Origin of the sequence: Trinickia soli (assembly GCF_002879855.1) — a bacterium.
GTDB classification, from domain to species: Bacteria; Pseudomonadota; Gammaproteobacteria; order Burkholderiales; family Burkholderiaceae; genus Trinickia; species Trinickia soli.
Window position 1 is genome coordinate 282,407 of the sequence record NZ_PNYB01000002.1, and the last position, 12,882, is coordinate 295,288.

Genomic DNA, 12,882 nt, shown 5'->3' on the forward strand with positions numbered 1-12,882 from the left:
GAAGCGGTCAGTGTTACCCACAAGATAAACGAAAAAAGCCGTTCACGTCTCCATGAACGGCCGTTCCAGCAAAAGCTTTAGGGCTGATCAATTCGAGCCCGCCACCTTGGGGGCCTCTTCATAGATAAGCAGGGGCTTGCCGTCACCGTCGATGACGTTGTCGTCGATGATCACTTTGCTGACCCCTTTCATGACCGGCAGTTCGTACATGACGTCCAGCAATGCCTGTTCCAAAATGGATCGCAGGCCGCGCGCCCCCGTCTTACGACGAATCGCTTTGCGCGCCACGGCTTGCAGCGCCGCGGGCCGGATTTCGAGCTCGACCCGCTCCATCGCGAACAGCTTGTTGTACTGCTTCACGAGCGCGTTCTTCGGCTCGACGAGAATTTTCATCAGTGCAGCTTCGTCAAGCTTACCGAGCGTCGCCACAACGGGCAGACGGCCGATCAATTCGGGGATCAACCCGAATTTGATCAGATCTTCGGGCTCGACTTCGCGCAACACCTCGCCGGCGTCGCGCTCCTGCTTGCTCTTCACGCTTGCGCCAAAGCCGATGCCGGTCTTTTCGGTGCGATCGGTGATGACCTTTTCGAGGCCATCGAAGGCGCCGCCGCAGACGAACAGAATATTCGTCGTATCGACCTGGATGAAGTCCTGATTGGGGTGCTTGCGCCCGCCTTGCGGCGGCACCGACGCCATCGTCCCTTCGACGAGTTTGAGCAGCGCCTGCTGGACGCCCTCGCCCGATACGTCACGCGTAATCGACGGGTTGTCGGACTTGCGGCTGATCTTGTCGATCTCGTCGATGTAAACGATTCCGCGCTGCGCCTTCTCAACTTCGTAGTTACAGTTTTGCAGCAGCTTTTGAATAATGTTCTCGACGTCTTCACCCACGTAGCCGGCTTCGGTCAGCGTGGTGGCGTCGGCGATCACGAACGGTACGTTCAGCAGGCGGGCCAACGTCTGCGCAAGCAATGTTTTGCCGGACCCGGTAGGGCCAATCAGCAGAATATTGCTTTTCGACAGCTCTACGTCGTCCTTCTTGTCGAGATGCTTGAGCCGCTTGTAGTGGTTGTAGACCGCCACGGCCAGAATCTTCTTCGCGCGCTCCTGCCCGATCACGTACTGATCGAGGATGTCGCGAATTTCTTGCGGGCTCGGCAGATCGGACTTCGACAGGCCGACGTCCGTGCCGGCGCCCGCGGCTTCGTCGCGAATGATCTCGTTGCACAAGTCGATACATTCATCGCAGATGAACACCGACGGGCCGGCAATGAGTTTCTTGACCTCATGCTGGCTCTTGCCGCAAAACGAGCAATACAGCAGCTTTTCGCTGTTCGAACCTTTCTTGTCCGCCATGGATATACGAGCCTCCGGACACTCGAATGACAGGTGCGCCGATTGCCGCCCCTAACGCAGGGTCGGATCCAATCGGCCGGCGCGTCGGGACATGTGCAATCCACGTCCCCCGACGCGCTTAGAACTATTATCGACCATTTCCGAGATCGCTTGAGCCGGCCGTCCCACTCAGTGAGCAAATACCCGGGCTGCCGGCTTGCGCGATCTACGGACGCTTATGCAAAACCTGATCGATGAGCCCGTACGCCTGCGCGTCTTCACCGGACATGAAATTGTCGCGGTCGGTGTCACGTGCGATGCGCTCGACCGGTTGCCCCGTATGTTGGGCAAGCAGCTGGTTGAGCCGCTCTTTCAGATACAGAATTTCACGCGCCTGAATCTCGATATCGGACGCCTGGCCGCGCGCGCCGCCGAGCGGCTGGTGAATCATCACGCGGGCGTTGGGCAACGCGAACCGCTTTTCCTTCGCGCCGGCGGCCAACAGGAATGCGCCCATGCTGGCCGCAAGCCCCATGCAGAGCGTCGATACGTCGGGTTTGACGAACTGCATCGTGTCGTAGATCGCCATGCCGGCCGACACCGAGCCGCCCGGGCTGTTGATGTAGAGGCTGATGTCCTTGTCGGGATTCTCGCTCTCGAGGAACAGCAACTGCGCCACGACGAGGTTAGCCGTCTGGTCGTTGACTTCGCCGACCATGAACACGACGCGCTCTTTCAACAAGCGCGAATAAATATCGTACGAACGCTCGCCGCGGCCGCTCGTTTCCACGACGATCGGAACGAGCCCCAGCGCTTGCGCCTCGAAATCGCGCGGTGCGTTCGAAGCCAACGTGTCCAACAGTTGAGCGCGAGAGATCATGCAAAGGATCCTTGTTCGGAATGGGTCTTGAAACGGCGGGAAGACAGCCCGCACGCGCTTGCTACCCGCAGCCAACGCGTTGCTGCATGAAAAACGGCGTGCGGCCGTCGCTCCGACAGCCTGCACGCCGCTCTGGCGATGCCTTACGCTTGCGCCGAGGCGCTCGCCAGTGCTTCGAAGCTGACTTCCTTGTCCGTCACCTTCGCCTTGCCGAGGACGAATTCGACGACGTTGCTTTCAACGACATACGCTTCCATCTCGGCCAAGCGCTGCTTGTTCGAATAATACCAGCGGATGACTTCCTTCGGGTCTTCATAGCTCTTAGCAAATTCCTCGACTTCCGCGCGGATTTGCTCGGGCTTCGCCTCGAGGCCGTTCTCCTTGACGAGTTCGGCCAACACCAACCCCAACTTCACGCGACGCTCCGCCTGTTCCTTGAACATCTCGGCCGGAATCGGCGCGTTTTGCGCGTTAGGCACACCGCGTTGCACGAGATCCTGGCGCGCCATCTCGACGAGGCGTTCCTGATCCTGCTCGATGAGGGCCTTCGGCACTTCGAGTTCGGCAACCTTGAGCAGCGCGTCCATCACTTGATTCTTGACCAGCGACTGCGTACGACGCTTGGCTTCGCGCTCGAGGTTTTCCTTGATCTCTGCACGCATTTTAGCGAGATCGCCGTCGGCGATGCCGAGCGACTTCGCAAATTCGGCGTCGACTTCGGGAAGGTGCGGCCACTCGATCTTCTTCATCGTGATCGTGAACTGAGCCGTCTTGCCGGCGACTTCCTTGCCGTGGTAATCGTCAGGGAACTTCAGATCGAATTCGCGCGCCTCGCCGACCGTGAGGCCCGTCGCCGCCTGCTCGAACTCGGGCAACATACGGCCTTCGCCAAGCACGAACGCGAAATCTTCCGCGGTGCCGCCTTCAAACGCTACGCCATCGAGCTTGCCGACGAAGTCGACCGTCACGCGATCGCCGCTCTTGGCCGCTACGTCCGCACCGCCGTCGCCATGCTCGCCGGCTTCGCCGCGTGCGTGGTAGTGCACACGCTGCTTGCGCAGGATGTCGAGCGTGCGATCGACTTCGGCTTCGGAGATTTGCGTGACGGCGCGCTCGACTTCGGCGCTCGCCAGATCGCCGAGCTTCACCTCAGGGTAAACCTCGAACGTGGCGTCGAACGCATACGTATCGTCCGCCGCGCCTTCCTTCGGGCTGAAGCTCGGCTGGCCGGCCACGCGCAGGTTCTCGGTGCGGCTGATGTCGAAGAACTGCTTGCCGACCTTGTCGCTCAGCACTTCGGCTTCGACCTGCCCCGCGTACTGCTGGCTCACCATCTTCAGCGGCACCTTGCCCGGGCGGAAGCCCGGCATGCGGACGTTCTTCGCGAGTTGGCGGATGCGCGAATCGATTTCCTTCTGCACTGTGTCTTTCGGCAGGGAAATCGTCACACGGCGTTCAAGCTTGCCGAGGTTTTCAACAACGTTAGCCATGGCTTCAATCGTCCTAAATTGTTCAAGCGAATTGGTATCTTCGCCGTGCCCACGTGTTGCGCCTCGCTCTGAAAGCGCCGCAATCACCGCCGGTAGTTGCCTCGGGAGTTGCTCGGAAGTTGCCTGGGCAGCTGCCCGAGTCGTCCCGCCGGCGGCACGGTTGGATCGGAAGAATCGAATATTCTAGCAAACTATTGGTCGGTGGCACCCCGATTCGGCGATAGGGGCGTCCCGAGGGCGCCGCGTCGCTCATTCTGATCGGCTTTTGATCGGCTGGATCGCACGAGCACGACTGCTTCGGCGCTCGGCGATGTCGGCCATTGTGCCAAGCGTATCCAATCTGGCATGCGCACTGATAAGCTCGCATCCGAGCGAACATAGAACATCGAACCCGCGCGCATGTCGCGAACGCGGCGCGCCCACTTACCTGGAGACACCATGCTTCGCAGTACGCCCACTGTCGTCATCGCCCCCGATTCGTTCAAAGGCTCGCTGAGCGCGCAGCAAGTGGCCGAGGCCATTGCGCGAGGCGTGCGGCGCGCGCTGCCCGGCGCACAGGTGCGCTCGTGCCCGATGGCCGATGGCGGCGAAGGAACGCTCGACGCAATGCTCGCGCGCGGCGGCGAACGACGCACGCTGCGGGTTCGCGGCGCTGCGCAGGCAGAACGCGATGCGGCCGCAGGCGTGCTGCCCGACGGCAGCGCCGTCGTCGAGACGGCCGAAATCGTCGGCATCACCGACGCCGTCGCGATGCAGACCCCCGTCGAAGCACGCAGCACCCTGGGCATGGGCCAGGCGATCCGCCTGCTGCTCGACGGCGGCGCGCGACGGTTCTTCGTTGCGCTCGGCGGTAGCAGCACGAACGACGGCGGAGCCGGCTTGCTCGTCGGGCTCGGCCTCAAGCTGCTCGATGGTCAAGGCCGCGAACTGGAGCCAACCCCGGCGGCGCTCGGCGCACTCGCACGCATCGACGTCGCCGGGCTCGACCCGCGACTCGCGCAGGCATCGTTCGTCGCCATGTCCGATGTCGACAACCCGCTCACGGGCGAACATGGCGCAACCGCCGTGTTCGGTCCGCAAAAAGGCGTGGCGGCCGAGCGGATCGGCGCGCTCGACGCGGTGCTCGCCCACTTCGCCGAACTCGCCGAAGCGGCCCTCGGCCGCAAGGCTCGCGACCTGCCCGGAGCGGGCGCGGCCGGCGGCCTCGGCTTCGCGTTGCATTTGCTCGGGGCGCAGTTCGAGCCGGGGGCGGAGGTCGTCGCGGCACAGGTCGGGCTCGATGCGGCGCTCGAACATGCCGATTGGCTCATCACGGGCGAAGGTCGCTCCGATACGCAAACGCTGCACGGCAAAGCGCCCTTCATCGCCTGCCGTCACGCGCGGGCCGCAGGCGTGCCGGCCACGCTGCTGTCGGGCGGAATCGATCCCGCTGCTCTGGCACGGCTTGGCGAGCATTTCAACGGATGTTTTTCGCCGGCCCCCGGGCCGATCACGCTCGAAGTCGCGATTCGCGATGCGGCAAACCTGCTGACGAACGAAGCCGAGCAGCTCACGCGCTTGAAGTTCGGCGGCTGAACGGGTTTGCCGAACGGGTTTGCCGAACGGGCCTGCTGAGCGGGCCTGCGGACCCCTGCGAGCGTGCAGCGGTGATGAAAGCGCGCGTTGACCGCCGACCGGGATGAAGCAACAATCGCCCGAGTGGACGATTCCCGCCCTCTTCGACAGGATCGATACGACTTATGAAGGCGCCAGCCAAAGCCGGGCTCGAGCAGTTCTTGACCTATCGCATGCATGTACTGAACAAGCTTTCGGACCGCGGGATCAGCGAGCGCTATCAAGCGAAGCTCGAGATCACGTTGCCGGAGGCGCGCGTCATCGCCTCGGTGGGCTCGTTCGGGCCCTTCTCGATCATGGAGTTGGCCAAACACGCCAATCTCGACAAGAGCCAGGCGAGCCGCGCGGCCGAGGCACTCATCAATCGAGGCCTCATTGGACGCGAAGCCAGTAGCGAAGACGGCCGCGTCGTCCTGATCTCACTGACGCCCGAAGGCCGTGTGCTTTATCGCAAGGTGATGCCGATCGCGCGCAAGTGGAACGCGGATCTGTTCGGGTGTCTCGATGCGGCCGAGATGGAAGCGTTTGGACGCGCGCTCGACAAGGTGATTGCGCACGCGCAAGGGTAGCACCGGCCGCCGCATTTGCGGCACCGGTCTGGGCGAATAACGGTGCGCGCGCTGGGGCAACGTCTGCGGGCCGACGCGATCCCAGCCGATTGGAAAAATGGGAAACCGAACGCGGCGTGTGGAGACTCGATCAGTGCGCGTCGAATGGGTATGCCGCCGGATTCTCACTACAGACCTGACGTCCGCTCGCTTGCATCCTTATTCGCTGTCGAATACGAACGCATTTGAGCGGCTCTCCTGTAATACTTGGTGCGAGGAGCGGGACTCGAACCCGCACACCATTGCTGGCGTCAGGACCTAAACCTGGTGCGTCTACCAATTTCGCCATCCTCGCGCCGAGGCCACGCTTACCGCGCCTCGATGTCAGGCTCGCTTTCGCGGCGCCGCGGGAACGGCACGCGCTCGAAAGCGTAAGCACGAGATTCTAACTCATCCACTCGGCATTGTGTCGAACATCGCATGATTTTCGTAGCGGCATGCCATCGCCCGCATCGTCGCCGGCATTAAACGAACACGGCAATCTCGCGCGCTTCTCTCTTCGAGCAAACGCCGTAGAAAGTCTAAATTGGTTGTGTGCGCAACTAGTTTGCACTATCCTGCCTCCAGCCTACCCTTCACTTATGAGTTGAAGGAATCGTCGGGAGAGCAAATCATGAACGAGGTCGAGCGTGCATTGCGCGTCCAGCTGGCCGGCACCTATCGCATCTTCGCGATGCTCGGTTGGACCGAACTGATCTACAACCACATCACGTTGCGTGTGCCGGGCCCGCAAACGCACTTCCTCATCAATCCGTTCGGGTTGCATTACTCGGAAGTCACCGCGTCCAATCTCGTCAAGATCGACCTCGACGGCAATATCGTCGGCCCTTCGATTCACCGCGTAAATCCCGCCGGCTTCGTCGTCCATGCCGCCATTCATCGCGCCGTAGCGGACGCTCATTGCGTCATGCATACCCATACGACGGCCGGCCTCGCGGTTGCCTGCTCCGAAGCAGGTCTCGAGAATTCGAACTTCTACTCCGCGCAAATCGATGGCAGGGTGGCTTATCACGATTTCGAAGGCATCACCGTACGCGCCGACGAAGGCGCGCGGCTCGTTGCCAATCTCGGCGACAAACGGCTCATGATTTTACGCAATCACGGCTTGTTGGCCGTCGGCTCGACGATCGCGCAATGCTTCGCGCGTCTGTGGACACTCAACCGCGCGTGCGAGATTCAATTGGCGAGCGCAGCGCTCGGCGCCGCGCGACCGATTACGCCGGAAGTCTCTGCGCGCTGCACACGCGATGCATTGCAGTTCGATCCGGCCTACGGCGCAGGACAGGACGTGCTCGATGCGCTGCTGCGGCAAGTCGATAAGATCGATTCGTCCTATAAGGAGTTTGTCGGATGAACCTGGATGTTCAACGTGGGGCCAACCCCATACGCACAGCTGTAGTCGGCGCCGGCGCGATCGGCGGGCTGTTGGCCGCAGCGCTCGTACGCGGCGGTCATCACGTGTCGGTTCTCGCGCGCGGCGATACGCTCAGCGCTCTCGAGCAGAATGGGTTCCGAATTCTCGCCGACGATGCATCGGCCGGCGTCGTGCCCGTGCGCGCCAGTGCAGACGCCACGGCGTTGGGCGAACAAAACATCGTCGTGCTGGCGCTCAAGGCGCAGGCGCTACCGGGCCTCGTCGCTTCATTGCGGCCGATGATCGGTCCCGACACGCTCGTCGTCACCGCGATGAATGGTTTGCCATGGTGGTTCTTGCAAGGTCTCGGCACCGCCGTCAGCGCCGAACCGCTAGAGGCGATCGACCCGGGCGGCTGCGTCGGTGCGGTGCTGCCCGCCGCGCGCGCGATCGGCTGCGTCGTGCATTTGTCGGCCGCGAACGAAGCGCCCGGCGTGGTGAAACGCGGCCGCGGCAACCGACTCATCGTCGGCGCCGCGACGCCTGCCTTCACAGCCGCTGCCCACGCCTTCGCGGCGGCCCTGTGCGCGGGCGGCTTCGACGTCGAATCGACCGACGATATCCGCGCCGAAATATGGGCAAAGCTATGGGGCAACATGAACATGAACCCGCTAAGCGCGTTGACCGGTTCCACCGCGGACCGCTTGCTCGACGATCCGCTCACGCACGCCCTCGCACTGCGCATGATGGAAGAAGCCGACGCGATCGGACAACGGCTCGGTTTGTCGACGGGCATGTCGGCATCGCAGCGTGTAGCCGTCACACGTCAACTGGGCGCTTTCAAAACGTCGATGCTGCAAGACATGGAGGCACGGCGCCCACTGGAAATCGACCCGATCCTCGGTGTGTTTCCAGAACTGGGGCGCAGGCTCGACGTGCCCACACCGTTTTGCGACGCCGTGCTCGGCTTGCTGCGCCAACGCGCGGCAAACAGCGGGCTGTAAGCACGAGGCAGCGCTTGAGACAGCGTTCGGCCACGGCCGCATAACGACTCTCAGCCGTCAGGCATCAGGCATCGATTTGTTCGTAGGCGTCGCGGCCCGCTCGCGCCAGGTCGCGCCAAATCGTGGAAGGACAGACGTGCCCCATCGCGCGACGCCCGAGCAATTCATCGCAGAGCATAGAGAGGCGCTGCAAGGACTTCATCGCCTCGCTCTCGCTGCCATTGCTCGCACCGCTTCCATCGCTCGCACCGCTTCCATCGCGCACACGAAGCACGGCGCTCGCATTGCGCACCGCACGCTCGATGGCTTGCCATTGCATGTCTTGAACCTGGAGCCCGGAAGCACCCAATTGGGCCGCAGCGCCCGATACCAGGTAAAGCTCTTTGAGCGCAGCGCGGGCATCTGCGGCGAAAGCCAGTTGCCGATCGTTGTCGATCGGATGCATAGACGAAGTCGCGAGAGACATAGGAGGCGGTAGTAAGACGAATCGCTTTAGACGTCACCAATAGTTCATGGATGGCCAGCCGATAAACGCAACCATCGCACCAACCCGGGCGTCCGCTGCAGGCAGAGCATCGTTATGCGCAAACGTTAGCGCGCGGTCCGCCAGCGGGATGCCTGCCGAACCGGCTCTAATAATTACGGCGTCGGTCCCTGTTTTTGGATAGGGGTTAACGCGAGGGTAGCCAGCTACGGGTCGTCGGGCTCGTCGGCGAGGCCGTGGCGCAGTGCGTATCGGATCAGCGCCGCATCGTTTTCGAGTCCCAGCTTGTCGAGGATATGCTTCTTGTGCGTGCTGACTGTTTGCGGCGTCAGGTCGAGCTCGTCTGCGATACGCCGGCTCGTTGCGCCCGTCGCGAGACGTCGCAACACGTCGCGCTCGCGAACAGTCAGCGCGTCATGCCGGCCAAGCTCGGTCAGGCGCGCGAGCCGCTGTGGCTGCCGTTCGGCTTGCCCGAGCCCGGCGTACAACTCGCCCTGCGCCACCTTGCGCACCGCGGCCACGAGCTCCGTGCCCGCGCATTCCTTCGTCAGATAGCCGGCCGCGCCGGCTTTGAACGCGCGCTCCATGACGTGCGACGCGGTATGCATGCTCAAAACGAGCACACGAAGCTGCGGGCTGGCTGCTCTTATGCGCTCGATCAACGAAATGCCACCGCCCGCGGGCATGGTCAGATCCAGCACGAGCACGTCGGCCGGCGTGTCATGCGTGAGCGCGAGCGCCGATACGCCGTCGTGTGCCTGTCCCGCCACGACGAAGTCTTGCGCCGCATGAAGGATGCGGAGCAGACATTCGCGCATGACCGCGTGGTCGTCGGCCAGCAGCACGCGAATCATATGAGGACTCCCAAGCAATCGTGCTTCGGTCGTTCTTCATTTTAGTTTTTGCGAATCGAGGGCGGCAGGCGAAAAAGCAATCTCGCGACGGCGCCATGTGCGCAAGCCCACATTGATCCGATCGTACGAAAACTCGAATGATTCCTACAGCGCCGCGGAAAGCGCCGACGCAAACTCTGCCGCGTCACCGATGGATCGTCTCGAACATTTCGGAGAAACTGCAGCGACGCTTTGGTCGCGGCTGTAGGTAAAAGTTGGCGCCGGCCGAGCGGTGATGCCCTCGCGTTTTGGATAGGAGACACGCCATATGTTGACGCCGCACGAACTTGCCAGGTTGTTCGTTATCGTGGACGCGCCGGAAAGCGCCGACGCCGCGAGCCCCGAACTCGAAGCGCTGGTCGAGCATGAACTCGTGCAGTGCATCACGCGAACCGGCGAGTCGGTCGAACTTCGTTTGACGCCTCGCGGCGCCCAAGTGCTTGCACGGCTTGCCCACGGTGCCATAGGGTCAGGCGAGAGCGCCGGCCGCGCACGCGGCACGTAACCATGCACGTGCCGGGCCACACGATCAGCGTTGTTTGATGCGGGCGTCATAGCCCGCCTCGTAAAGCGCGATCAAGAATTCTTCGGGATAGAGCCACGAATCGACTTCGATCGCTCGCGCACCGGCATTCACTTCGACCTCTGCCTGCGGATCGACGCTGCCTACCGCCGCCGCTATGCGCGCGGCATCATCGTTTCCCGTCATCATCGCCACCTCGAATCTCATAGCCCCTCCTGTGCTTCCTGATTCATATGCCCGGCGCCATGCACTACGCGCTCTGCGCAGCACCCCGCATGTGCCTCACTATATGTCACGTTGTGACATATAACGGCGGCAAATCGCCACGCGTGCCGTTGCGCAATGATCTCCGCAGCGCTAACCCATCCGATTGACCTGGCTCAAGCGTTTGTCGTTGCCTCGCATCGATACTGACCGCTCGGCTTCACACCAACAGGAGTTGAGGATGTCGACATTGATGAAAGCGGCGGTCGTAAGAGCATTCGGCGAACCGCTCAGTATCGAGGCGCTCCCCGTACCGGCCCCCGGCCCCGACCAGATTCTCGTCAAGATCGAGGCATGCGGGGTCTGCCATACGGACCTGCACGCGGCCGAAGGCGACTGGCCGGTCAAGCCGTCGTTGCCCTTCATCCCCGGCCATGAAGGCGTCGGGTATGTCAGCGCGGTAGGCTCGCAAGTCAAGCATCTGAAAGAAGGCGATCGCGTCGGCGTGCCCTGGCTCTACACCGCATGCGGTTGCTGCGAGTATTGCCAGACGGGATGGGAAACGTTGTGTCACGCGCAGAAGAACACCGGCTATTCCGTCAATGGCAGCTACGCCGAGTACGTCGTGGCCGATCCGAATTACGTCGGGCGACTTCCCGATAACATCGCGTTCGATGAAATTGCGCCGATCCTTTGCGCAGGCGTCACTGTTTATAAGGGCATTCGCGTGACCGACACACGGCCGGGACAGTGGATCGCCATTTCGGGTATTGGCGGGCTCGGTCATGTCGCCGTTCAGTACGCAGTCGCGATGGGGCTGCACGTCGTCGCCGTCGACGTGTCCGACGATAAGCTCGAACTCGCGCGCAAGCTCGGCGCGACGCTCACCGTCAATGCAGCCACGCAGGATCCTGGCGCGTTTGTTCAGAAGGAAATCGGCGGCGCGCACGGGGTGCTCGTGACAGCCGTATCGCGCAGTGCTTTTGCGCAGGCGCTCGACATGGTCAGGCGTGGCGGCACGGTATCGCTAAACGGTCTGCCGCCTGGCGATTTCCCGTTGCCGATATTTTCGACGGTACTGAACGGCATCACCGTTCGCGGCTCGATCGTCGGCACTCGACGCGATTTGCAGGAATCGCTCGATTTCGCAGCCGAAGGCAAGGTCCGTGCGCATATCCATCGCGATCGGCTGGAGAACATCAATGCCATTTTCGCCGCATTGAAAGCCGGCACGGTCGACGGGCGCATCGTCTTGACCCATGATTGATCGGTCATCGATGACCCGGGCAAGGCTGTCAACGTCGATACGCGTTCGTCAACATTGATGCAAGCGGCTCAGCCTGTTCAACGTTGACGGCCAGTTGTTGCGTCAGCACGCGGTGCGGGGCTTCAATAGGCGACAGCCCCGCCTTCGAAGCGGCGCGGGTCGGCGCGTTCGCACGATATCGTGGTCCCCGCCGAGCCGTCGACAAGTCGCGCCACATCGTTGAGCGCGCCGATGGCGGCGCGCCGCCCCGTCCGCTCGACGAAGCTTGAAGCAGCCTGAAGCGTCGGCGCCATCGATCCCACGGTCGAAGCGAGTTCGCGCAGTGCGCTTGGATGGCCGTGGCGGAGCAATTTCGAATTGGCCGTGCCCCAATCGAGAAAAACGCCCGCCATTTCGGTCACGATGACGAACAAGTCGGCTTCGATCGCCTCGGCCACGAGCGCCGCGCCGGAATAACAATCGATCAGCGCTTCGACGCCGCGCAATCCGCCGCCGTCGGCGGCTACAGGCACGCCGCCAACGGCGCATACCACGACGGTGCCTTGTTCGACGAGCCGGTGCAAAGGTTCCGCCTGAAGCAAACGCAGCGGGCGTGGATTGGGCACCACGCGCCGATAGCCGATGCCATCCTGGGCAATCCGCCAATGATTCGCGCGGGCCACCGCCAGCGCGCGTTCTCCGAGCAAGACCGAGCCGACCGGTTTATCGGGGTGCGCGAAGGCGGGGTCGTGACTATCGACTTCGACCATCGACAGCAACGTCGCACACGGGCGATCGCTCGGCAGAAGATTGCGCAATTCGAGTTCGAGCCGATAGGCAAGATTCAAATCTGCCTCGACGGGAAACGCGTCGCCGTGCACCTCGTGTTTCGTGTGGCCGTTGCAGCCGCTATGGCCGTTATGCCCGTGCGGGGCGGGCGCGGCGATTCGGTTCGTGCCGGCATGCACGATCACGAGGTCGTGGGCATACGCGACCTGAGCGAGCTGCGCAGCTGCCTGCCTGATGAGGGACGCCTGCTCCGGGCCGCCTTGCCCGCCATGTCTGTGCAGCACACGCTCGCACAATGCGATCACGATCCGCATGTCTCGGTTCCTCTTGCCTGACGGAGTTGCGCGAACGCGCAGCGATGCTTGGCCTGTTGCGATCGCGTCGCGCCCGGGGCGCTCACGGACATTTATAAAGGAAACCGGTGCTCAAGACTGCGCCCTGGACCACATCCGCGA

Annotated in this window: 13 protein-coding genes and 1 tRNA gene; 6 read left to right on the forward strand and 8 right to left on the reverse strand. The window is 62.5% G+C overall.

Translation table 11 applies throughout. From position 1 onward, the window contains the following. Positions 1 to 87 precede the first annotated feature (87 nt). From clpX to tig, 3 genes are all read right to left on the reverse strand, one after another. On the reverse strand, positions 88 to 1,359 hold the full coding sequence (gene clpX, locus C0Z19_RS03605; RefSeq protein ID WP_102608409.1) for an ATP-dependent Clp protease ATP-binding subunit ClpX: 1,272 nt from the start codon (positions 1,357 to 1,359) through the stop codon (positions 88 to 90). Between the two features lie 205 nt (positions 1,360 to 1,564). Next, positions 1,565 to 2,218, reverse strand: a complete 654-nt coding sequence (gene clpP / locus C0Z19_RS03610) for an ATP-dependent Clp endopeptidase proteolytic subunit ClpP (protein ID WP_102608410.1) — start codon at positions 2,216 to 2,218, stop codon at positions 1,565 to 1,567. Positions 2,219 to 2,361: 143 nt separating this feature from the next. Continuing rightward, complete coding sequence (gene tig, locus C0Z19_RS03615) at positions 2,362 to 3,708, reverse strand: trigger factor (protein ID WP_102608411.1); 1,347 nt, start codon at positions 3,706 to 3,708, stop codon at positions 2,362 to 2,364. Between the two features lie 438 nt (positions 3,709 to 4,146). Between tig and C0Z19_RS03620 the strand changes: the two genes are divergently transcribed. Together C0Z19_RS03620 and C0Z19_RS03625 are read left to right on the forward strand one after the other, a co-directional pair. Next, a complete protein-coding gene (locus C0Z19_RS03620; RefSeq protein ID WP_102608412.1) occupies positions 4,147 to 5,283 on the forward strand; it encodes a glycerate kinase in 1,137 nt (378 codons plus the stop codon). Positions 5,284 to 5,447: 164 nt separating this feature from the next. After that, positions 5,448 to 5,891, forward strand: coding sequence for a MarR family winged helix-turn-helix transcriptional regulator (locus C0Z19_RS03625; RefSeq protein ID WP_102608413.1), 444 nt, complete (start codon positions 5,448 to 5,450; stop codon positions 5,889 to 5,891). A gap of 247 nt (positions 5,892 to 6,138) precedes the next feature. Here C0Z19_RS03625 and C0Z19_RS03630 read toward each other — a convergent pair. Next, positions 6,139 to 6,225, reverse strand: a tRNA-Leu gene (locus C0Z19_RS03630). A 318-nt stretch (positions 6,226 to 6,543) separates the two neighbouring features. Here C0Z19_RS03630 and C0Z19_RS03635 point away from each other — a divergent pair. Beyond that, on the forward strand, positions 6,544 to 7,284 hold the full coding sequence (locus C0Z19_RS03635; RefSeq protein WP_102608531.1) for a class II aldolase/adducin family protein: 741 nt from the start codon (positions 6,544 to 6,546) through the stop codon (positions 7,282 to 7,284). Beyond that, positions 7,281 to 8,288, forward strand: a complete 1,008-nt coding sequence (locus C0Z19_RS03640; RefSeq protein WP_102608414.1) for a 2-dehydropantoate 2-reductase — start codon at positions 7,281 to 7,283, stop codon at positions 8,286 to 8,288. The genes C0Z19_RS03635 and C0Z19_RS03640 overlap by 4 nt, the downstream gene beginning before the upstream one ends. 64 nt (positions 8,289 to 8,352) lie before the next feature. Here C0Z19_RS03640 and C0Z19_RS03645 read toward each other — a convergent pair whose 3' ends face one another. Then, positions 8,353 to 8,733, reverse strand: coding sequence for a hypothetical protein (locus C0Z19_RS03645; RefSeq protein ID WP_102608415.1), 381 nt, complete (start codon positions 8,731 to 8,733; stop codon positions 8,353 to 8,355). A gap of 245 nt (positions 8,734 to 8,978) precedes the next feature. Next, positions 8,979 to 9,626, reverse strand: coding sequence for a response regulator transcription factor (locus C0Z19_RS03650; RefSeq protein WP_102608416.1), 648 nt, complete (start codon positions 9,624 to 9,626; stop codon positions 8,979 to 8,981). A 307-nt stretch (positions 9,627 to 9,933) separates the two neighbouring features. Here C0Z19_RS03650 and C0Z19_RS03655 point away from each other — a divergent pair, with 307 nt between their 5' ends. After that, on the forward strand, positions 9,934 to 10,170 hold the full coding sequence (locus C0Z19_RS03655; protein WP_102608417.1) for a hypothetical protein: 237 nt from the start codon (positions 9,934 to 9,936) through the stop codon (positions 10,168 to 10,170). Between the two features lie 24 nt (positions 10,171 to 10,194). Here C0Z19_RS03655 and C0Z19_RS03660 read toward each other — a convergent pair whose 3' ends face one another. Then, positions 10,195 to 10,395: a hypothetical protein gene (locus C0Z19_RS03660; RefSeq protein ID WP_102608418.1), complete on the reverse strand. Its 201-nt coding sequence runs from the start codon at positions 10,393 to 10,395 to the stop codon at positions 10,195 to 10,197. Between the two features lie 238 nt (positions 10,396 to 10,633). On the opposite strand from C0Z19_RS03660, the gene adhP reads away from it, so the two are divergent. Further along, entirely contained in the window at positions 10,634 to 11,659 is a 1,026-nt protein-coding gene (adhP, locus tag C0Z19_RS03665) for an alcohol dehydrogenase AdhP (RefSeq protein ID WP_102608419.1), read from the forward strand. Positions 11,660 to 11,781: 122 nt separating this feature from the next. Here the strand turns inward: adhP and C0Z19_RS03670 are convergent, their stop codons facing one another. After that, positions 11,782 to 12,741: an amino acid kinase family protein gene (locus C0Z19_RS03670; RefSeq protein WP_102608420.1), complete on the reverse strand. Its 960-nt coding sequence runs from the start codon at positions 12,739 to 12,741 to the stop codon at positions 11,782 to 11,784. Positions 12,742 to 12,882: the final 141 nt, after the last annotated feature.